Annotated in this window: 20 protein-coding genes; 11 read left to right on the top strand and 9 right to left on the bottom strand. The window is 67.9% G+C overall.

Annotated elements, in window-relative coordinates; translation table 11 throughout:
* Window positions 1-377 precede the first annotated feature (377 nt).
* From NA12_RS27805 to NA12_RS27780, 6 genes are all read left to right on the top strand, one after another.
* Window positions 378-5,840 (top strand): ATP-binding protein, encoded by a 5,463-nt coding sequence (locus tag NA12_RS27805; RefSeq protein ID WP_067457813.1) that lies wholly within the window; start codon window positions 378-380, stop codon window positions 5,838-5,840.
* Window positions 5,841-5,976: 136 nt separating this feature from the next.
* Window positions 5,977-6,165: a hypothetical protein gene (locus NA12_RS27800; protein ID WP_067457810.1), complete on the top strand. Its 189-nt coding sequence runs from the start codon at window positions 5,977-5,979 to the stop codon at window positions 6,163-6,165.
* 137 nt (window positions 6,166-6,302) lie between these two features.
* Complete coding sequence (locus tag NA12_RS27795; RefSeq protein ID WP_067457808.1) at window positions 6,303-6,593, top strand: hypothetical protein; 291 nt, start codon at window positions 6,303-6,305, stop codon at window positions 6,591-6,593.
* Window position 6,594: 1 nt separating this feature from the next.
* Window positions 6,595-7,269 carry a HemK2/MTQ2 family protein methyltransferase gene (locus NA12_RS27790; RefSeq protein WP_067457806.1) on the top strand — a complete coding sequence of 225 codons (675 nt, stop codon included), beginning with the start codon at window positions 6,595-6,597 and terminating at the stop codon, window positions 7,267-7,269.
* Between the two features lie 13 nt (window positions 7,270-7,282).
* Window positions 7,283-7,459, top strand: coding sequence for a CDGSH iron-sulfur domain-containing protein (locus tag NA12_RS27785; RefSeq protein ID WP_067457797.1), 177 nt, complete (start codon window positions 7,283-7,285; stop codon window positions 7,457-7,459).
* The gene (locus NA12_RS27780; protein ID WP_067457794.1) at window positions 7,459-8,454 is read left to right on the top strand and encodes an iron-containing redox enzyme family protein; all 996 of its coding nucleotides are present in this window, start codon (window positions 7,459-7,461) and stop codon (window positions 8,452-8,454) included. Before NA12_RS27785 ends, NA12_RS27780 begins: the two co-directional genes overlap by 1 nt.
* On the opposite strand, the gene NA12_RS27775 is transcribed toward NA12_RS27780, so the two are convergent.
* The 4 genes from NA12_RS27775 to NA12_RS27760 all read right to left on the bottom strand — a co-directional run bounded on the left by NA12_RS27775 (window position 8,429) and on the right by NA12_RS27760 (window position 10,870).
* On the bottom strand, window positions 8,429-8,857 hold the full coding sequence (locus NA12_RS27775) for an ATP-binding protein (protein WP_084473154.1): 429 nt from the start codon (window positions 8,855-8,857) through the stop codon (window positions 8,429-8,431). The genes NA12_RS27780 and NA12_RS27775 overlap by 26 nt on opposite strands.
* An 80-nt stretch (window positions 8,858-8,937) precedes the next feature.
* A complete protein-coding gene (locus tag NA12_RS27770) occupies window positions 8,938-9,345 on the bottom strand; it encodes an STAS domain-containing protein (protein ID WP_165914886.1) in 408 nt (135 codons plus the stop codon).
* 150 nt (window positions 9,346-9,495) lie between these two features.
* Entirely contained in the window at window positions 9,496-10,335 is an 840-nt protein-coding gene (locus NA12_RS27765) for an RNA polymerase sigma factor SigF (RefSeq protein ID WP_067457792.1), read from the bottom strand.
* Between the two features lie 97 nt (window positions 10,336-10,432).
* Window positions 10,433-10,870, bottom strand: coding sequence for a hypothetical protein (locus NA12_RS27760; RefSeq protein WP_067457977.1), 438 nt, complete (start codon window positions 10,868-10,870; stop codon window positions 10,433-10,435).
* 240 nt (window positions 10,871-11,110) lie between these two features.
* Between NA12_RS27760 and NA12_RS27755 the strand changes: the two genes are divergently transcribed.
* Window positions 11,111-13,258, top strand: coding sequence for a catalase (locus NA12_RS27755; RefSeq protein ID WP_067457789.1), 2,148 nt, complete (start codon window positions 11,111-11,113; stop codon window positions 13,256-13,258).
* A gap of 853 nt (window positions 13,259-14,111) precedes the next feature.
* A complete protein-coding gene (locus NA12_RS27750) occupies window positions 14,112-15,038 on the top strand; it encodes an esterase/lipase family protein (protein WP_067457971.1) in 927 nt (308 codons plus the stop codon).
* 18 nt (window positions 15,039-15,056) lie between these two features.
* Here NA12_RS27750 and NA12_RS27745 read toward each other — a convergent pair whose 3' ends face one another.
* A complete protein-coding gene (locus NA12_RS27745) occupies window positions 15,057-15,743 on the bottom strand; it encodes a PAS and ANTAR domain-containing protein (RefSeq protein WP_067457788.1) in 687 nt (228 codons plus the stop codon).
* Between the two features lie 125 nt (window positions 15,744-15,868).
* Here NA12_RS27745 and NA12_RS27740 point away from each other — a divergent pair, with 125 nt between their 5' ends.
* Window positions 15,869-16,042, top strand: coding sequence for a CsbD family protein (locus NA12_RS27740; RefSeq protein ID WP_067457787.1), 174 nt, complete (start codon window positions 15,869-15,871; stop codon window positions 16,040-16,042).
* A gap of 259 nt (window positions 16,043-16,301) precedes the next feature.
* Window positions 16,302-16,739, top strand: coding sequence for an anti-sigma factor antagonist (locus NA12_RS27735; protein WP_165914887.1), 438 nt, complete (start codon window positions 16,302-16,304; stop codon window positions 16,737-16,739).
* Window positions 16,740-16,757: 18 nt separating this feature from the next.
* Here NA12_RS27735 and NA12_RS27730 read toward each other — a convergent pair whose 3' ends face one another.
* On the bottom strand, window positions 16,758-17,543 hold the full coding sequence (locus NA12_RS27730; RefSeq protein WP_067457782.1) for an alpha/beta fold hydrolase: 786 nt from the start codon (window positions 17,541-17,543) through the stop codon (window positions 16,758-16,760).
* 121 nt (window positions 17,544-17,664) lie between these two features.
* Window positions 17,665-17,943 carry a hypothetical protein gene (locus NA12_RS27725; RefSeq protein WP_067457781.1) on the bottom strand — a complete coding sequence of 93 codons (279 nt, stop codon included), beginning with the start codon at window positions 17,941-17,943 and terminating at the stop codon, window positions 17,665-17,667.
* 154 nt (window positions 17,944-18,097) lie between these two features.
* Here NA12_RS27725 and NA12_RS27720 point away from each other — a divergent pair, with 154 nt between their 5' ends.
* Window positions 18,098-19,009 (top strand): DUF2797 domain-containing protein, encoded by a 912-nt coding sequence (locus NA12_RS27720; RefSeq protein WP_067457780.1) that lies wholly within the window; start codon window positions 18,098-18,100, stop codon window positions 19,007-19,009.
* A gap of 119 nt (window positions 19,010-19,128) precedes the next feature.
* On the opposite strand, the gene NA12_RS27715 is transcribed toward NA12_RS27720, so the two are convergent.
* Together NA12_RS27715 and NA12_RS27710 are read right to left on the bottom strand one after the other, a co-directional pair.
* Window positions 19,129-19,770, bottom strand: coding sequence for a class I SAM-dependent methyltransferase (locus NA12_RS27715; RefSeq protein WP_067457779.1), 642 nt, complete (start codon window positions 19,768-19,770; stop codon window positions 19,129-19,131).
* A gap of 112 nt (window positions 19,771-19,882) precedes the next feature.
* Window positions 19,883-20,455, bottom strand: coding sequence for a DUF8020 domain-containing protein (locus NA12_RS27710; protein ID WP_067457772.1), 573 nt, complete (start codon window positions 20,453-20,455; stop codon window positions 19,883-19,885).
* Between the last annotated feature and the right edge of the window lie 142 nt (window positions 20,456-20,597).

Below are 20,597 nucleotides of genomic sequence, written 5' to 3'. Positions count from 1 at the left end.
GTCGACGGTCCGGCCATGGGGTCGCTTCGGAAGGAGTCTGGATGGCACCTCGAATATGTTGTAGGTCAACATGATTGATAGGATTTCGAATCGAGTGGATGGCCGGGGACCGCAGACCTTGGCCGTCCACTCGCTTCGGAACGTACTTGTTCAGCCTGCGGGCATCGCGTCGCCCGCCAGCCGTCATCTCGGCGTCTTCGCCCGCTCGTGTTCGTCGGGTTGGGTAGTGCACGGCGGCCGGTCATCAGTTGGCTACGTGCCGGTAACCGTCACACGGTGCTTGTATATCTGGCACGGGGGTGCAGACTGCCCACGGACCGGGAGTTGCAAATCTCACCCGCAGGACGATGTCCTGGGTAAATGGAAGGAGTCGGCGAGTGTTCAGCCGTATCGCCATCGTGAATCGGGGCGAGGCCGCTATGCGCCTCATCCATGCCGTCCGTGATCTGGCGGCGGCAACCGGGCTACCGATCGAAACCGTAGCCCTGCACACCGACGTCGACCGGAACGCGACCTTCGTCCGGGAAGCCGATATCGCCTACGACCTCGGCCCGGCATCGGCCCGGCCGTACCTCGACCTCAAAGCCCTCGAGAACGCCCTCGTGGCCACGAAGGCCGACGCGGCCTGGGTGGGCTGGGGTTTCGTCGCCGAGGATCCCGCGTTCGCGGAGCTGTGCGACCACATCGGTGTCACCTTCGTCGGGCCGAGTGCCGACGCGATGCGCAAGCTCGGTGACAAGATCGGCGCCAAGCTGATCGCCGAGGAAGTCGGCGTGCCGGTGGCGCCGTGGAGCCGGGGCGCGGTCGACACCGTCGAAGACGCCATCGAAGCGGCCACCGAGATCGGCTACCCGCTGATGCTGAAGGCCACCGCCGGCGGCGGCGGTCGCGGTATCCGCGTGATCACCAACGAGGCCGAACTCGTCGACGCCTACGAGCGCACCAAGCAGGAGGCCGCGCGCGCCTTCGGCAGCGGCGTCGTCTTCCTGGAGCGCCTGGTCACGGGTGCTCGCCACGTCGAGGTCCAGGTGATCGCCGACGGTCAGGGCACCGCGTGGGCACTGGGCGTGCGTGACTGCTCGGTGCAGCGACGCAATCAGAAGGTGATCGAGGAATCCTCCTCGCCCGTGCTGAGCGCCGAGCAGACCGCCGAACTCAAGGGCTCCGCCGAGCGCCTGGCGATCGCGGTCGGGTACTGCGGCGCGGCGACCGTCGAGTTCCTCTACCACCCCGGTGACCAGCTGTTCGCGTTCCTCGAGGTCAACACCCGCCTGCAGGTCGAGCACCCGATCACCGAGCTCACCACCGGATTCGACCTGGTGCACGCGCAGTTGCGGGTGGCATCGGGCATCAAGCTCGAGGGGGAGCCGCCGGTCGAGCGCGGCCACGCCATCGAAGCCCGCCTCAACGCCGAAGATCCCGATCGTGACTTCGCGCCCGCCCCCGGCCGCATCGTGCGCCTCGACCTGCCCGCCGGACCGGGCATCCGTGTCGACACCGGCGTCAGCCAGGGTGACACGATCCCCGCCGACTTCGACTCGATGATCGCCAAGATCATCGCCTACGGTCGCGATCGCGACGAGGCCCTCGGCCGACTGCGCCGGGCCATGGCCCAGACTCGCGTCGTCATCGCGGGTGGCGCGACGAACAAGAGCTTCGTGCTCGACCTGCTCGACCAGCCCGAGGTCATCGACGCCAGCGCCGATACCGGCTGGATCGACCGGGTGCGCGGTGAAGGCCGTCTGGTGACCCATCGGCATTCCACTGTCGCGCTGGCGGTGGCCGCGATCGACGCCTACGAGGAAGACGAGCGGGTCGAGCGGCATCGACTGCTGTCGACCGCGTCCGGCGGGCGTCCGCAGGTACAGCACGAGAGCGGGCGGCCACTGGATCTGAAGCTGCGCGGCGCCGGGTATCGCGTGCGCGTGGCCCGGATCGGCGCGCATCGCTTCCGCGTCGGCATCGAGGCCGGTGGTGATCTGCGCACCGCCGATGTCGATCTGGAGCGTTTCGATCACCACACCGGCCAGATCGTCGTCAACGGCACCCGCTACCGCCTGATCACCGGCACGCACGGGCCCACCCACGTGGTGGATGTCGACGGCGTGACCCACCGGATCAGCCGCGACGAGGGCGGTGTCGTCCGCTCGCCCGCTCCCGCGCTGGTCGTCGGCACGCCGCTCGAGGTCGGCGCCGAGGTCGAGGCAGGCGCACCCGTGCTGGTGCTCGAGAGCATGAAGATGGAAACGGTGCTGCGCGCACCCTTCCGGGCCCGATTGAAGGAATGCGCGGTCTCCGTCGGCACCCAGGTCGAGGCGGGCGCGCCGCTGCTGCGTCTCGAGCCGCTCGCCGACGAGGACGAGACCGCCGAAACCGAGACCGCGGGCACAGTCGAGCTCGACTTGCCCAGTGCGACAACGCCTTTGCGCGCACACGAGCGCGTGGCCCGCGGCCTGCAGGACCTGAGCAGCCTGCTGCTCGGCTTCGATGTGGACCCGCACGACGACCGTCGTGTCCTCGACGACTACCTCGCGGCTCGTCGCGAAGCCGTCGCCGACAGCCTGCGCCCGCTCGCCGAAGAGCTCGAACTGGTGCAGATGTTCGCCGACCTCGCCGAACTGAGCAGCAACCGCTCGGCCGACGATGATCACGGCCACGGACATGTGCACAGCGCGCGCGAGTACTTCCACACCTACCTGCAGAGCCTCGACGTCGAGCGGGCCGGGCTCCCCGAGTCGTACCAGGACAAACTCGGTACGGCGCTGCGGCACTACGGGATCACCGAGCTGGACCGCACGCCCGATCTCGAAGCGGCGGTCTTCCGGATCTTCCTCGCTCAGCAGCGGCCCACCGACACCGTCACCGTCGTCACCGCGCTGCTGCGCGAATGGCTGACCGAGCCGATGCCCGACCAGGTGCTGCGCGAACCCGTCGGCCTGGCGCTGGAGCGTCTCGTCGCCGCGACGCAGGTACGTTTCCCGGTGATCGCCGATCTCGCCCGGGGTCTGGTCTACGCCTGGTACGGCCAGCCGCTGCTGCGCCGCAACCGCGCTCGCGTGTACACCAACGTCCGCAAGCACCTGAGCTACCTGGACGCGAACCCGCAGGCCGACGATCGCGGCGAGCGGATCGCCGAAATGGTGCGCAGCACCGAACCCCTGGTTCGCCTGCTCGGCCAGCGGCTCGAGCGTGACAAGCCCGACCACACCTCGATGCTCGAGGTGCTGACCCGGCGCTACTACGGCAACAAGGGTCTCACCGGCGTTCGTACCGAACAGGTCGGCGAGACCACGTTCGTCGTCGCCGAACGCTACGGTTCGACGCTGGTCTCCACGGCCGTGAGCTTCGACGAGCTCGACGCGGCACTGGACGGGCTCGCCGAATTGGCGACGGGCGCTGTCTCCATCGACGCCGATATCTACCTCAGCTGGGAATCGCAGCCCGAGGACTTCGACGCGATGGCAGCGGCCCTGCAGGATGTGCTCGGCGCGCACCCGGTGCCGAATCAGGTGCACCGGATCACCGCCACCGTCGCGGGCAGCGGCGGCTCGGTCATGCACCACCACTTCACCTTCCGTCCGTCGGTGACCGGCATGGCCGAGGAACGGCTGATCCGCGGGCTGCACCCCTACATCGCGCAGCGGATGCAGCTCGAGCGGTTGCGCAAGTTCGACCTCACCCGGTTGCCGTCCTCGGACGAGGAGGTCTACCTGTTCCGCGGCGTGGCCAAGGAGAACCCCTCCGACGAGCGCCTGATCGCCTTCGCCCAGGTCCGTGACCTCGCGGCGCTGCGCGATCACGACGGCAGGCTGGTCGCGCTGCCCACCGCCGAGAGCGCCATCGCCACCTGTGTCGACTCGATCCGGCGGGCCCAGTCGCGGTTCCCCTCGGCCAAGCGGCTCAACACCAACCGCATCGTGATGTACATCTGGCCGCACATGGATGTCACCCGCGCGGAGCTCGAGACCATCGGCGGCCACGTGCTGCCGACGGCCGCGGGCGCCGGGCTCGAGGAAATCCTGCTCATCGCCCGCCAGCGCGATCCGGAGACCGGCGAGCTCACCAAGGTCGGCGTGCGCATCTCGTTCCGTCCCGACGGCGCATCCGAGGTGACGGTCGGCGAACGGACCGACGATCCCGTCGAGCCGTTGGACGAGTACCGGCAGAAGGTGCTGCGCGCCGCGGCCCGCAACACCGTGTACCCGTACGAATTGACCTCGCTGCTGGGCGATTTCGCCGAATACGACCTCGACGCGAACCACGCGCTGGTGCCGGTCGATCGCCCCAAGGGCCACAACAGCGCGGCCATCGTCGCCGGTGTGGTGACCACACCGACCGTCCAGCACCCGCAGGGCGTCACCCGGGTGCTGCTGCTCGGTGACCCCACCAAGTCCCTCGGCGCGCTCTCGGAACCGGAATGCCGTCGGGTGATCGCCGCGCTGGATCTGGCCGAGAGCCTGCAGGTGCCGCTCGAGTGGTACGCGCTGTCCTCGGGCGCCCGGATCTCGATGGCCTCGGGTACCGAGAACATGGACTGGGTCGCGGCCGCGCTCAAGCGGATCGTCGAATTCACCCAGGACGGTCGTGAGATCAACATCGTGGTCGCCGGGATCAACGTCGGTGCGCAGCCGTACTGGAATGCCGAGGCCACCATGCTGATGCATACCAAGGGTGTGCTGGTCATGACGCCCGACTCGGCCATGGTGCTGACCGGTAAGCAGTCGCTCGACTTCTCCGGCGGCGTCTCGGCCGAGGACAACTTCGGTATCGGCGGCTACGACCGGGTGATGGGCCCGAACGGGCAGGCGCAGTACTGGGCGCCGAACCTGTCCGCCGCCCGCGATGTGCTGATGGCGCATTACGACCACACCTACGTCGCCCCGGGGGAGCAGGCGCCGCGTCGTGCCGCGACCGGCGATCCGGTCGACCGTGATATCTCGGGCTTCCCGCATGTTTTGGCGGACAGCACCTTCGCCACCGTCGGCGAGATCTTCTCCGCCGCCGCCAACCCGGACCGCAAGAAGCCCTTCGACATTCGCACGGTGATGCGGGCGCTGGCCGACCAGGACCACCCGGTCCTGGAGCGCTGGGCCGGCATGGCCGACGCCGAGACCGCGGTGGTGCACGACGCGCACCTCGGCGGAATCCCGGTGTGCCTGTTGGGTATCGAGTCGCGCAATGTGGCGCGACGCGGCTTCCCGTCCACCGACGGCCCCGACACCTACACCGCGGGCACGCTGTTCCCGCGTTCGTCGAAGAAGGCGGCACGGGCCATCAACGCCGCCAGTGGCAATCGCCCGCTGGTGGTGCTGGCCAACCTGTCCGGCTTCGACGGCTCGCCCGAATCGATGCGCAAGCTGCAACTCGAGTACGGCGCCGAAATCGGCCGCGCCATCGTGAATTTCGACGGCCCCATCGTGTTCTGCGTGATCTCGCGCTATCACGGCGGTGCGTTCGTGGTGTTCTCGAAGGCGCTGAACCCGAACATGACGGTGCTCGCGCTGGAAGGGTCGTTCGCCTCGGTGCTCGGCGGCGCGCCTGCCGCGGCGGTGGTGTTCGCCGGTGAGGTGAAGTCCAGGACCGCGGCCGATCCGCGCGTGCGGGAGCTGGAGAGCCGGGTCGCCAATGCTGTCGGCACCGACCGCGCGACGCTCAGTGCCGAGCTCGACGAGACACGCTCCTCGGTGCGCGCGGAGAAGCTGGGCGACGTGGCCGCGGAGTTCGACCGCGTCCACAACATCCAGCGCGCGGTCGAGGTCGGTTCGGTGGACGCCATCGTCAGTGTCGCGGATCTGCGGCCGCGGATCATCGGTGCGATCGAGGCGCGCCTGCCCGCGTAGTTCTCGACTGACCGGGCTCGGATCACCGAGCCCGGTCAGCTCGCCGACCGCTATGACCCCGAAGTCATGGGAGTGGTCCGGACCACATCGAACGCACGTATACCCTGGTTGGGTCATCACAGGTAGGAGCGTTCCGATGGCCTTGGCTCGACACTGCGACCGCGAAGGTTGTGACAGCTGGCAGCGCATCGATCACGACGCCGACACTCGATGGATCACCGTCGACCTCGGTGGCGGCGATGTGCGGCATTTCGATACCCGCGACTGCCTGTTGCACTGGGCGGCGGCCACCAGCGTACCCACCGAGGTCTATCCGGCTGTGTGATCGACGTCATCGATACACGCTGAATCGCCTGGTCAGGGGTGTGCCGAGCTGATCGGCGCGACGGGCGGCTGATTGACGCGCCGGTTTGCGGGCATGTCCACGCCAGGGCGGTCTCGTCCGCGAAAGGAGCGTGCGCGATGAATCAGACAGAGAAGCAGTTTCCCGATGACGCTCGGACCACGCGAACTCATGCGGGGGAATCGATCGAGGACACTCGGAATTGGCCCGGATTGATTCTCGCCGCTATCGGGCTGGTGCTGCTCGGCCTCACCCTCACTGCGGCCGGATACGGCTTCGGTGGCTGGGCGGTGATCGCGGGTGTCGCGTGCGCGGCGTGTCTGCTGGGGGGAATCGGGCTGGTGATCCTGGAGCATCGAAGGGTGAAGGCGCAGGAGGGTCTGCCCTTGACCGAGCCGAGGGGCCACTGAGGTGGTCGTCCTCCGGGCGCCGCGTGTCTATCGGCCGCAGGCCGACACGTGGCTGCTCGCTCGGACGTTGCGGGAGGTGTCGTCGCTGCCCGGCGGACGGGTGCTCGACGTGTGCGCGGGGACCGGCGCGCTCACCATGGCCGCCGCCGCGGCGGGTGCGGGAAGTGTGACCGCGGTCGACCTGTCCCGGTCGGCGCTGATGTCGACGTGGATGAACTGCCGGTTGCGCGGTATCGCGGTGGAGCTGCTGCACGGCGATTTCGGATCCGCGCTGCGGCTGCCACGCTTCGACGTGGTGGTCGCGAACCCGCCCTATGTGCCCGCGCGGCGGGCGGCCGGGCGGGGTGCGTCGCTGGCCTGGGACGCGGGGCACGACGGCCGCAGCGTGCTCGACCGGTTGTGCGCGATGCTGCCGGACCTGCTCACCGAGCGCGGCGTCGGGTTGATCGTGCATTCCACGCTCAGCGACCCCGAGCGCAGCCTGTCCCAGCTGCGCGGGCTGGGCGCGAACGCACACGTGGCGGCCACCGCGACGGTGCCGTTCGGTCCGGTCATGCGCTCGCGTGCCGGGTGGCTGACCGCCAACGGCTTCATACGGTCCGGCCAGCGCGAGGAGGAACTGGTGGTGATTCGTGTCGACCGAACATCGTCTCCCGTCGTCGCCGACCCCGCCTGAGCCGCGGCGCGTCGTGCTCACCGATGACGGACCCGCTCTCATCGACGGGCCGGTCGACCTGGTCACCGCCGACGGCACGATCCTGCACTGCGACCGTTTCGTGGTGGCACTGTGCCTGTGTCGGCGGTCGGGCTCCTACCCGCTGTGCGATACGAGCCATCGCCGACGACGTCCACCGAGGAGCGACTGATGACGCCGAGGTCACTGCCGCGACCACGCGGTGAGTTGTCCGCCGCGGTCGCTGACGTACTCACCCGGACGCCGGGTTCGGCGGTTCCCGACCCCACCGGACTCGACCCCTACGGTGAGGATCTTCTGCTCACCCTGCACACCTGCTACGAACTGCACTATCAGGGATTCGCCGGGGTCGACGAGAACTGGGAGTGGGACCCCGACCTGTTGCGCTTGCGCCGCGACCTGGAGCACGAGCTGCTCACGGCATTGCACGCCGATGTCGCGGGCGGCGACGACGTCGACGCGGAACTCGACCGCCTGCTCGAACCGACCCGTGATACCGACGGTATCGCCGGCTTCCTCGCCGAGCGAGGGACCGCCGATCGGTTGCGCGAGTACTTCGTCCACCGCTCGATCTATCACCACATCGAAGCCGACCCATACGCCTGGGTGATCCCGCGTCTGCGCGGACAGGTGAAAGCGTCGCTGGTGGCGGTCGAGTTCGACGAGTTCGGCGCCGGTCGCGGTGAGCGCGTGCACGCGCGCCTGTTCGCCGACCTGCTGTCCGGCGCCGACCTGGAGCCGGGCTACCTGCACTACCTCGACACGGTGCCCGCACCGATGCTGGCACTGGTGAACATGATGTCGATGTTCGGTCTGCATCGCGGTCTGCGCGGCGCGCTGGTCGGGCATTTCGCGACGGTGGAGATCACCTCCTCGCCCGCGTCACGCCGCCTCGCCGAGCTCGCCCGCACACTGCTCCCGCATCCGGCGTGCGCTCACTTCTACACCGAGCACGTCGAGGCCGACGCGGTACACGAACAGGTGATGCGTCGCGAGGTCATCGCCGGGTTGCTGGAAGCCGAACCCGACGTCGCCGCCTCGATCGTGTTCGGCATCCAGGCGACGAACCTGCTCGAAGACCGCTTCGCCGATCACGTCCTGACATGCTGGAACGAGGATCGCGGTTCGCTGCGTGCGGCGCTCAGCGCACCCGCCGCACCTGCGTGAACGTGATCGTGACGGGATAGCCGCCCTGCTCCCGGCTATAGGCCCGGTGGTCGGCGGTGAGGTGGTCGGTGATCGAATTCAGCACGTGCCAGCCGAATCCGGTCGTGTCCATCGGGCCGGTGGTCGCGCAGACCGCGTCGACCTCGACCCGGATCCGGAACCCATCGGCGATCACTTCGCAGTGGATCTCGGATTCGGGTATCGCGTCGAGGATCAGGCAGGTTGCCGCCTCGTCGAGCGCGACGCGAATATCGGCTACTTCGTCCATGGTGAAACCCGCGATCAAGGCCACCGTTTCGGCGACCGCCCGGAGCATGACGACCTGGCCGAGGTCGGCATCGACCTGAACACGGGTCGATGTCGCGGGTGTGGAGTCGGTGATGATCCGGTTGCTCGAATCCACGATGTCCTCCTCCCGAGCTCGCGCCCCAGTGGTGGTCTCATCGAGCGCTTACCCAGGATGTGGGGGAGCGAAACGACTTCTCAGCGGTTCGGTTCCGAGACCGAGGCTTCGTCGATCGACAGGTAATAGCGGAACAATGGTCGCACCCCGACCAGATCCAGCGCCCGCTCCACCTCACGGGTACCGGTGAGCAGCCGGATATCGACCCCGTGTGCCCACGCCTGCGCCTTGGCGGAGCGCAGCATCGCGGCGATGCGGATGCTCAGGAACTCGGTACCGCGCAGATCGAGCACCACTACACGCGCGCCCGAACGCACCGAGCGATCGAGGAGCGCGCGGAATCGCGGCATCCGAGCCGCGTCGAGCTCGAGGCCGCCGCGCAGTACCCAGCAGCCGGGTCGTCGCGGGTCGAGCAGTGCCAGCTCGGCTGCGGTGTCCGCCGAGCATCCGCGGTACCAGCGCAGCTGACTCGAGTGCCGACGATCCATGACGACAGGCATAGAACCTCCCGCGCGACAGGAATTTCCGATCTTCGGTGCCGAGGAGGCATCGGCCGACACGGTGGCGGCGACTGACGAGGACCGGGGTCGGCTGGAGGTCTCAACCTGGAACAATTTTGGCACGCGCGGGCGCCGCTGTCACTGAGTCGGCGTCGGTTCGGCGAGTGCCTGATCGCGCAGCAAGGACAGGGTCCGCGACAGAATCCGCGAGACCTGCATCTGGGAGACGCCCAGTTGAGCCGCGATCTGGCCCTGCGTCTGGGACTCGTAGAACCGCATGATCAGCACCTGCCGTTCCTCGGCGGGCAGCGCGGCGATCAGCGGGCGCACCGCCATCGCGTCCTCGGTGAGTTGATAGCAGGGCTCGTCACTGCCGAGCGTGTCGGTGATCGGCTGGGTGGAGTTGTCGCGGCCGTCGTGGGTGATGCCGTCGATGGAGTTGGTCTGGTAGCCGTTGCCCGCGACCAGCGTGCGGGTGACCTCGACCAGGTCGACGTCGAGTTCGTGGGCGAGTTCGTGCGCGGTGGGGAACCGCCCGAACCGCTGCGACAGTTCCTCGGTGGCCGGCCCGATTCTGAGCTGGATCTCCTTGAGCCGTCGGGGCACCCGCACCGCCCACGTGCGATCGCGGAAGTGCCTGCGCACCTCACCCATGATCGTCGGGATCGCGAAGGACAGAAAGGAGGAGCCGCGGGTCACGTCGTAGCGGTCGACGGCGAGCACCAGTCCCACCCTCGCGGTCTGCTCGAGGTCGTCGAATTGTTCGCCTCGGCCGTTGAACTTGCGGGCGATATGGTCGGCGAGCGGCAGACACAGTTCGATGACCTGGGCGCGCAGCAGGTCGTGGTGCGCGTCGCCGGGCGGGAGCGCCCGCAGCTTGTCGAACCACGGTTCGATGTTGTCGTAGCTGTCGCCGTCCGAACGGGATCGCCGGGCGGTCGTGCGGTCGTCCGAAACTGTCGTTGATTCCCATGTCATCGCTACTTGCCTCACTTCCAGGCGGTTGCGGATGTGTTCATGGGGTACCCACCGGGACCCGGGGCTATGCCCTATCCACGAGGCTAGTGCGCGATGGTCACGACTTGGTAGGTCCGTGCAACCGCCGGATCCAGCCGAATTCGACCGTGGTCGGGTAGCCGCCGCGGGCCGCGTCGAATCCCGCGTAGTCGGTGCGCAGCGCGTCGGTGAGCGTCGCGACGACGTGCCAGCCGAAGGATTGCTCGTCGAGGGCGGCGGGCTCGCGTGCCAGGGTGCTCACGCGGGCGCCGAGCACGCCGTCGGCACCGGTGAACGAGCAGTCGAGCAGTGAGTCCGGTGTCGCGACCAGCATCAACGCGGTGGCGACCTCGTCGAGGGCCAGCAGCAGATCGGTGACCTCGTCGAGTGCGAAACCGCCGACGAGCAGCACCGTCTCAGCGAGTGCGTGCACCATACTCAGCTGGTCGATCTCGGCGGGAACCTGGAACCCGACAGTTCTCGAGCGGGGAGCGGTGTCGCGATCTCGAGCCCGCACGCCACCTCCCTCGTCCACCACTGTTTGTGGGAGGTTACCCCGTAACCGCCGGGTCACGCCTCGAGCTCATTTCGGGTTATCGCCGGGCCACTCGTTATCGCTCCTATTTCCATAGGTGCCGCCTACCCGTCGAGCCGAGACCGAACCGCTGTTTGCGCGGCCGATAACGCGGTAGTCCCTCGGAGAGCTGGCAGGCCGATTCCCCGAATTCCCGAGTGCGACGAAGGGACGACGAAAACCATGACCGACCACGATATTCCGCCCGAATTCACGCATCCGCCGACTCCCCCCGACGAGGACGCCGGAACACCGTGTGAGCAGGCGGGTCCGGCGGCCGATCAGGAAGGGCCGGCGCTGCGCGGTCCCACCGGCGCGCCGATTCCCGGTGACGCGAGCGTGCGCGCCCAGCAGGGCCCCCGGCTGACCACTCCGCAGGGTGCGGGCGTGGCCGACACCGATCACGCGCTCAAGGCGGGTCCGCGCGGCCCGACGTTGCTCCAGGACTTCCACCTGCGCGAGAAGATCACCCACTTCGATCACGAACGCATCCCCGAGCGGGTCGTGCACGCGCGCGGCACCGCAGCTCACGGTGTGTTCGTCGCCAATGGCGCCGCCGCGTCGCTCACGCGCGCGAAGTTCCTGGCCGCCGACGCGCGCACCCCGGTCTTCGTCCGGTTCTCGACGGTGCTGGGCTCTCGCGGGTCGGCCGACACGGTGCGCGACACCCGGGGTTTCGCGGTGAAGTTCTATACCGGCGAAGGGGTCTATGACCTGGTCGGCAACAACATTCCGGTGTTCTTCATCCAGGAAGCGATCAAATTCCCCGATGTGATCCATGCCGGGAAGCCGGAGCCGGATCGGGAGATCCCGCAAGCGCAATCAGCGCACGACACCTTCTGGGATTTCGTCACGCTGCACACCGAGGCGACCGCCCACACCTTCTGGAATATGTCGGATCGGGCGCTGCCGCGTTCGCTGCGGATGATGGAAGGATTCGGTGTCCACACCTATCGTCTGGTCGCCGAGGACGGCACGACCAGTCTGGTGAAATTCCACTGGAAGCCGCGTCTGGGCGTGCATTCGATGCTGTGGGAAGAAACACAGCTGACGGCCGGATTCGACCCGGATTTCCATCGCCGGGATCTGGCCGACTCGATCGCGGCGGGACTGGCACCGGAATGGGATTTCGGTGTGCAGGTATTTCCTGATACTCCCGACCAGCTCTTCGAGGGCATCGACCTGCTCGATCCGACCAAACTCGTCCCCGAGGAACTCGCGCCGGTACAGACGATCGGCACCTTGCGGCTCACCGCCAATCCGGAGAACTTCTTCGCCGAGACCGAACAGGTCGCCTTCTGCCCGACGCACCTGGTTCCTGGCATCGAGGTCACCGATGACCCGCTGCTGCAGGGCAGGTTGTTCTCCTACCTCGACACCCAGATCAGTCGGCTCGGCGGCCCGAACTTCACCCAGCTGCCGATCAACACCCCGCACACGGACGTCAACGACCTGTTCCGCGACGGCATGCACCAGGGTGCGGTGCATCCCGGAGTCGCTGCCTACAAACCCAATTCGCTGGGCGGTGGGTGCCCCTACGCGGCGAGTTTCGCCGGCGAGGCCTACGTCGAGTCGCCGACGCCCATTCCGCCGCCGACCGCGAAGCTGCGGACGTCGGCCGACAGCGCGGGCTCGGTGTCGTTCGCCGACCACTACTCGCAGCCCCGCATGTTCTATCGCAGCCTGAGCGCCGGTGAACAGCGGCATCTGGCCGACGCGTTCTCGTTCGAACTCGGAAAGTGCCAGTCCGAGACCATCCAGCAGCGTGCTCTGCAGATGCTGGTCAATGTCGACGACGAGCTGGCCGTCTACGTCGCCGGGCAACTCGGGCTCGACAAGCCCGCCCCGAACAGCGACACCGTCGACCTCGCGCCGAGTCCGGCGTTGTCACAGCGACACGGCAGTTTTCCGGTGGACGGGCGGGTGGTCGCCGTGCTGGTCGACGACACCACCTCGGGCGATACGGTGCGCGAGGTCTCGACCGCGCTGGAAGAAGCAGGCGTGCGGCCGATGGTCGTCGCGGCACGTGGCGGCGTCCTCGACGGTGTACCGGTGGCACGGACTTTCGCCACGATGCGCTCGGTCGAGTTCGACGGTGTGCTGTTGCTGGCCGCCGCGGCGGATCCGAGAGTGAACCTGCTGGTCGAGGAGATGTGGCGACACGGCAAGGCGATCGCCGCGGTCAGCGCCGCGGTCTCGGCGCTGGCGCGCAACGACATCGACTCCGACGCACCGGGCGTCACCGTCGCCGATTCCAGCGCGGCCACCAGCGGACTGCTCACCGACTTGGGCGAGCATCGCGCGTGGGCGCGTCTGGAAGGCGACTCCTGATCGGTGTCGTGTCGCCGTTTCGACTGCGAGGTTGCGGGCATCCTCCGACTGTGGCGATCGGCCGAATGCGGAACGGGCGCCGAAGAACCGGCTCAGCCACGCTTTCGCAGGACGGTGTCGACACCGGAGTTACCTCGACGCAGGTCGAGCGCACTGTCACGATGCCAACGACGTCATCGCGGTGCGCGCTCGACCTGCGTCGTGGCCTTTCATGGGTGCCCAACGTCGTGCGCCCATCGCAACACCGAGAACAGGAGGCGATGATGTTCGCGATCGAGCGCACCGAGTCGGCCACGGTGCCCACACCCCCGGACCCCGCACCGCCGGGCCCCGCACCGGACCCGTTCCCACCGAACCCCGGCGACCCGGTGCCCAGCCCGCCCGGTCCGGATCCGATTCCTCGGCCGCCGAGTCCGCCCGGTCCGGACCCGGTGCCCCCGCCGCCGAGTCCGCCCGGTCCCGATCCGGTACCCGCACCGCCGACTCCGCCCGGTCCCGGTGATCCCGTGCCCGCCCCGCCGGGCCCGCCCGGACCTGATGTCGTGCCCCCGCCGCCGATCCTTCGGGGTACCCTCGCTCCGCTCGATTCCGGCTGGGCCTGCCGGACCGCTGTGTCACCGCGCCCCGCACTCGCATCGCGTCGATAGGGCGCAGCCCTGCTGTGCTGACCGGCCTCGACCGTGCAGCCGCGGTCGAGAAACGATCGACAGCGCGAATGTTGTGCGGGAGCACGATTATCGGCATCCAGTCTGTGGTCGAGATCCGGTCGGTCGACCGCGGGGGATCGGCGAGCTACCCTATGACCGACCGGTCGGTCATAGAGCGCCGATCTGTGGATGAATCAGGAGCACACATGTCAGGCTGGCCAGCTCGAATCGCCGTGTCGGTGGCGGCGATCGTCTCGCTGTCGAATCCTTCGCCCGCCGTCGCCGAACCGGAACCGGCGCCGTCCTACAGCTACCTCGGCGGGCTGGCGGCCCAGTTCCTCGCGCCGGACACCGCACCACCCGGCGCGAACGACTGGCATTGCCGCCCCGATCCGGCGCACCCGGAGCCGGTGGTCCTGCTGCACGGTCTCAGCAACCAGACCGTCACCTGGAACACGCTCGCGCCTGTTCTGGTTTCCGAGGGCTACTGCGTTTTCAGCACCACCTACGGCACGGGACAGCTCGGGCCGGTGGGCGCCGTGACGCCGATCGAGGAGAGCGCCGTTCAGGTCGGAGCGTTCATCGACCGAGTCCTGGCCGCCACCGGTGCTGCCCGAGTCGACCTCGTCGGCCATTCGATGGGCGGCGCGATCCCGTTCTACTACATCAACCATCTGGGTGGCGCGTCCCGGATCGATGACTACGTCGCGATGGCGGCCCCGTTCCACGGCACCACACTCAGCGGGATCCAGTCGATGTTCGCTCAGGTCCTCGCTGCCGTTCCCGCCCTGGACGAGGCGATCACGCCGCAGTGTGGTCCGTGCCAATTCACCTACGGCTCACCGTATCTGCGCAAGATCAACCCGGACCCCGCCGTGGCGCCCGATGTCGACTTCACCACGATTGTCACCCGCTACGACCAGATAGCGACCCCCTACGAGACCGGGATGCTCGCGGGCCCCAATGTTCGCAATATCCTGCTACAGGACCTGTGTGCCCAGGACTACACCGAACACTACGAACTCACCGCGGACCCGGTGGCGATCGGCGTGGTGGTCGCGGCCTTGGCGGGGCGCGACATCGCGCCCGCGAGTTGCCGCCCGGTGCTTCCGTTCGTGGGTCCGGTCTCGTAGCGAACTCGCGGGCGGCTACTAACCGACAGAGTCCACCTGGGCGCCTTCGTGCGCGGTCAACAGGACGTGGTCGAGCCGGGTGCGCAACCGCACCTCGTCGCCGGCCACGGTCGGCAGTTCGGCCACCACGCGTTCGGCGATGGCGCGCAGCTTCACGTTGGTCTCCTGCGAGCGCCAGCGCAGCACCCGGAACGCCTGGTCGGCGTTGACGCCGTAGGCGAGCATCAACGCGCCCTTCGCCTGCTCGATCACCACGCGCGCCTCCAGCAGTCCCGGCAGGGTGGCGTCGAGCGCTTCGCGCCGGTATTCGGCCGCGGTGTCGGACAGGTCGATGTAGTAGCCCTCGGTGCCGATCACCGTCCCGTCCAGGTCGGTGATCGGCTCGGAGACGACCAGCACATCACGGACGAGGCCACGCGTGTCGATGATGCGGTGGTGGCTGGAGAACGCCCCGCTGTCTTCGACCGAGGTGATCATCGCCGCGACCCGATCTCGATCGTCAGGGTGCTTGTGCGACACCAGCATCTCGGTCGTCGGCACCGTGCCGGGCTGGTAGCCGTGCATCCGCGCGACCTCGTCGGACCATTCCCATTGCCGGGTGGCGAATCGAAACCGGAAGCGGCCGACGGTCAACGAGTCGCCCACCCCGATCACGCGCTCGACAAGAGCGCGCTCGGCCCTGGATGCGTCGTCCCGTTGGATCATGCGCTCGATTATTCACCCAGGGCGCCGCGCCTGTTTGCACCTGACGGACCCGGGTAGGCCGTCAATGGGTCCCCAGGACGGCCCGCGACCACCAGATGGTCGAGAAACAGCCTGAAAGGAATGACATGGGTATCGCTGACAAGGCGAAGAACAAGGCCGATGAGCTGGCCGGCAAGGCCAAGGAAGCGACCGGCCGTGCCACCGACGACCGCGATCTCGAGAACGAGGGTCGCGGCCAGCAGACCAAGTCGAACCTGAAGGACGCGGGCGAGAAGGTCAAGGACGCTTTCCGCGACTGACCGGCCATGCCGCACGGGTCATCGGTCCTTCATCGGACCGATGACCCGCGGTCGTTTCACAGGCGGCGGTGGCTGTGCCCGTCGCGCCGCCGCCGCCGTCACCGGCTGCCACTGACCGCGACTCCACGCGCATCGGATGCATCACAATCGGTGGCACTCTCGATGCGCTCGTGTTGAAATGGAGCCACCAGCCGATCTTGAGCCACCAGGATCGGTCGGCGCAGTGTGTATGCCTGCCGGTGTCGAGGATCGGGCACTCGTGAACACCCATTCCAGCCATGGCGATCAAATCTCGCGGGTCGACCAAACCAACTGCGCGCTGCGCGCCGAGGTCACCCGTCGGCACGCGGCGACTGTCGTGCATGTGCGCGGCGAGATCGACGCCTGCAACCTGTCCCAGTGGCGTGGCATTCTCGACGATGCCGTCCTCGCGGCGGCGGGGTCGGACCATCTGGTGATCGACCTCAGGGACGTGACGTTCATGTCCTGCCGGGCGATCCTCGACATGGCGACCCGCGCTCAGCAGAGCGAGCTGCGCATGAGCGTGGTGAATCCCGTTCCCTCGGTCACCAATCGGATCATCGTCGCCGCCGGCCTCACCGAGTGGCTGCCCGTCTACTCCAGCCGGACCGATGCTCTGGCCGCCGCAGGTTCGCTCCCGCGATCCATCCCGACGGTCTCCTGGACAACTATGTAGACAGGGGAGAACCCGGATTCATTCGGGGGGAACGGGATTCGTCAGAACGGGCAGCAGCGTTTTGGCGCTGACCATGTGGTCCTGCCCCGACAGCACCTGATGGCTCGCGTGGGGAATCGCCGCGGCGAGTTCCCGGGCAACCTGATGCATGCCGGGTGGGTTCTTCTCTCCGACAACGACATTCACCGACACCTGGATGCGCTCGAACCGCTCCACCGGGGGACGTGCCTCGGTGATCGCGATGTCGTACATCAGGGTGGGAGCGAGCGCCTTCATCGTTGTCCAGCCGGGGAACAGCGGTAGCAGCGCGACGAACACGCTCGGCATTCCGATCCCACGCAGAAATGTCTTCAGCGCTCGTGCGTTCTTCGCCTCGGCCAGCAGCGCGCGTACCGTCGCGGCCAGCTCGGCATACGACGCCCGCTCGACCTCGTCGTGCACATAGGCGGCGTCGTAGATCACGACCCTGTCGATCTTGTCCGGCATCCGGGCCGCTGCCTCGAGCGCCAGCGCGGCGCCGGAGGAATGCCCGTAGAGAATCGCGCGCCCACCGGCGGCGTCGACCATCGCCTCGATGTCGTCGATTTCCCGCTCGATCGCGTACGGCCGCACGTCCCCGCTGTCGCCACGTCCGCGCCGGTCGTAGTTGTAGACGGTGAAACGGGTCGCGAACACCCGCACGTCGCCGACAATCGGCCGAAACCGCCGGAAACACGTCGCACCGGTGATGTACACCAGTGCCGGACCGTCACCGCAGACGTCATAGGCCAGTTCGGTGCCATCCTTCGAGGTAGCGATCCGCACAGCTGGTTCCTCCCGGGTGCCTGGCGCGGCGGATCCGGATCGATCCGCCGTCTACCAGTACGACGACGTCGCGCCCGGAAATTCATCGGTGCGGCCGAGGAGCCCTGTCGGCCCGAGACGCTCACATGCCGGGTAGCGGTTTCGTGTCCGCCGGTACCTTCATGAAGGCCGAGAACACGTGATCGCTGAGGTAGAGCCGTAAATCTGAACGCCACTGCGCGGGGATATCCGCCGGAACCAGGTCGAGCGCGTCTTCGACCTCCTCCCAAATGCGGGGAAAGGGGATCCCGTTGCGCGTGCAGGATTCGACGGCGACCATCAGCTGTTGCGTCAGGCAATCCATCTGCGCGGTCGGGCTCATGGTGAATTCCGCGCCGAGTAGGAGCTCGAGATCGTCCATTGTTCTCCCCTTGCCGGTGTCGCACTCCTGCTGTGCGCTCAACGTAGGTGGCCGATTCGCGGGGTGGGAAATCGTGCGGGGGTTACTGGTCGTTCGGATATCTTTCGGCCGTCGGTTTGTGATCCGCACCGACCGGCCGGTGTAGGTTCGACCGATGATCTCCACGGCCCTGTACTGCGGCACTCGCTGGGACGAGCAGGGTCGATGGTGCTACGAGCTGCGTGCCGACGACGGGACCACCGAACTGCTGCCCGGCATCGGGACGCGACTGGCGTTCCGGATCACCGATTCGGGGCGATTCTGCTTGGGCTACAACGGGTTCGGCGGTGGTCGTCGCGGTCGAGTGGCTTGTCCTCGTCGTGCCAGGGTCGAGACCGGGCGTCAGTGCGAACAGTGCCGGATCACCGAGGGGTGGTCGGTGGTGCACAGCCACCGAGGTCCGCTCACGGCGCTGCCCGAACAGGTCCGCGACTACATGTCGCAGCCACACCACCTCTATATCGCGTATTTCGGCGACGGCATGACCAAGGTCGGCACGGCCTCGGCGGCGCGGCGCGGTCGCCGTCTCTTCGAACAGGGTGCGTTGGTCGCTCGATTCATCTCCGACTCCCCGGACGGACTGCATGTTCGAGATCTCGAACGGACAGTCACCGAGCGTGCCGGGATCGGGCAGGCGGTCGCCGGTGTCACCAAGACCCGCATCCTGACCAAACCGTTGCGGCCGTGGGAGGTGCTGGAATCCGCCGTCGCCGACGCGGCCGAGCACGCCGCCGAAGCCCTGCCCGCCGACATCGCGCGTACCGACATCGCGTGGTCGGGCGGGCGCGACTTCTACGCCACCATCCTGGCACACGGCCGATTCCCGGTCGCCACCGAAATTGCTGGGGAGACAGGCGAATACGTCATCGACGCGGTGACCGCGCACGGCCACACCATCGCGTGCCGCGACCCCGCGGGCGCCAGCGAACTCGTCCTGGTCAACGACACCCGCCTCGTCGGTCGCCGCATCGAACTCGACCCCACGATCACCGCGACGCCCGAACCCACGCAGACCAGCCTGTTCTGACGACTTTCACGCCACGGCGAACAGCCGTTCGAGAACCGTTCCGTTCCATCGCGAGTGTGGAAGTCCTTCGCATCGAGCGACCCGCCCGCGCCTTCTGGTCTACCGCTCGACGGTGACCATCATGCGTCGGGTCCGGTCGAGGTGCCCGGTCCGAGTGTGCGGGAGAACACCGCGACCAGGAAGTCGGAGTCGTCGGTGAAGGGCCGAAGATCCCAGGTCGACAGCAGTAGGTCGATGGTGAGTCCGGCGGAGTCGGCATCGGTCAGGAATTCGGCGAACTCGTAGCCGCGGTCCGCGCCGAAGCCGATGATCGCCCGCCCGCCCGGCGCGAGATGCTCGGCGAACCCTGCCAGCACCGCCGGCCGGGTGGACGGAGCGAGGAAGGTCATCACATTGCCCGCGCACACGATGGCGTCGAAGTCGGTGACCGGCAGGTCCAGTTGGGCGAGGTCGCCGACGAGCCACTCCGGACCGGGATGATCCGCGCGCGCCGCGTCGATCAGCACCGGATCGACATCGACACCCACCACCGTATGTCCCCTGTCGTGCAGGTATCCGCCGGTCCGGCCCGGCCCGCACCCCGCGTCGAGTACTCGGCTACCCCGTCCGAGCATCGCGTCGATCAACCGCGCCTCACCCACGATGTCGGTTCCCCGCGCGGCGAGCGCCCGGAACCGTTCCACATACCGGCTCGAATGCGTCGGATCCGCGGCGGTGATGTCCTCCCACCCGCTGGGCGTGCGCTCGTTCGCCGTGTTCATGATGTGCCTCCTCGACTCGGCCGCCGTGACCAACGGTGCCGACCCTAGCCGCGTGGGTGCGCGGCGGAGCCGAGTGGTGGCCACGAGGCGATCGGCCACCACTCGTGACCCACTACGGCGTCGAGTAGCCGATGAGGGCGCCGATGCCCGCACCGATCGGAATGGTCACCAGCGCGCCGACTCCACCGAGGAAGAAGCCGAGCACCGCGCCGATGCCGGCGCCGATGAGCGCGCCGATGCCCGCGTTGTGCTGTTTACGGGCCTCGACGTCGCCGGCCGCGTCGATGAATTCGGCCATGTTGGCGGTGACGACGGCCGGTGCGGCGGTGGGGGTCAGCGTCGCTGACCTACCGTCGGCGGAGATGCCCGCGACCAGGTCGAAATCGCCCGCGCCGGTGATGATGCGGGTCGGTACGGCCGCGACCACGATGCCGTCGCGGTTCGTGAGCGTGACCGCACCGCCGACGACCCTGAATGTGGCGTCCGGCGCGGACACGGTGAGCCCGGAGCCATCGGCCAGCGGGCTCGCGGTGAACGCCACACCGCGGTCGATGCCCTGCACGATCGGCGCCGCGACCGATGGTGCGGCCTGCGCGGTGGCCGCGAGGCCGATCGCTCCTGCCGCGAGAACGGCGATCGCGCCGAGTCGTTGTGCGCCCGAAGTCGTTCGAGACGAGAAATGCATCCTGCCCCTCCAGTCTGCCCGCCAGATCCGGCGGAACATCCTCTGCCGGACCGGATCTCGGTCCGAGGACATTTTCGCATCGACGGCGTATCCATGGAACCCACCAGCGGTGATACCGGAAAAACATCATCACATCGACACA

Origin of the sequence: Nocardia alba NBRC 108234 (genome assembly GCF_001612665.1) — a bacterium.
Classification (GTDB): Bacteria; Actinomycetota; Actinomycetes; order Mycobacteriales; family Mycobacteriaceae; genus Nocardia; species Nocardia alba.
Note: the sequence above shows the minus strand (reverse complement) of the source record. Positions and strands in the feature narration are given on the sequence as shown.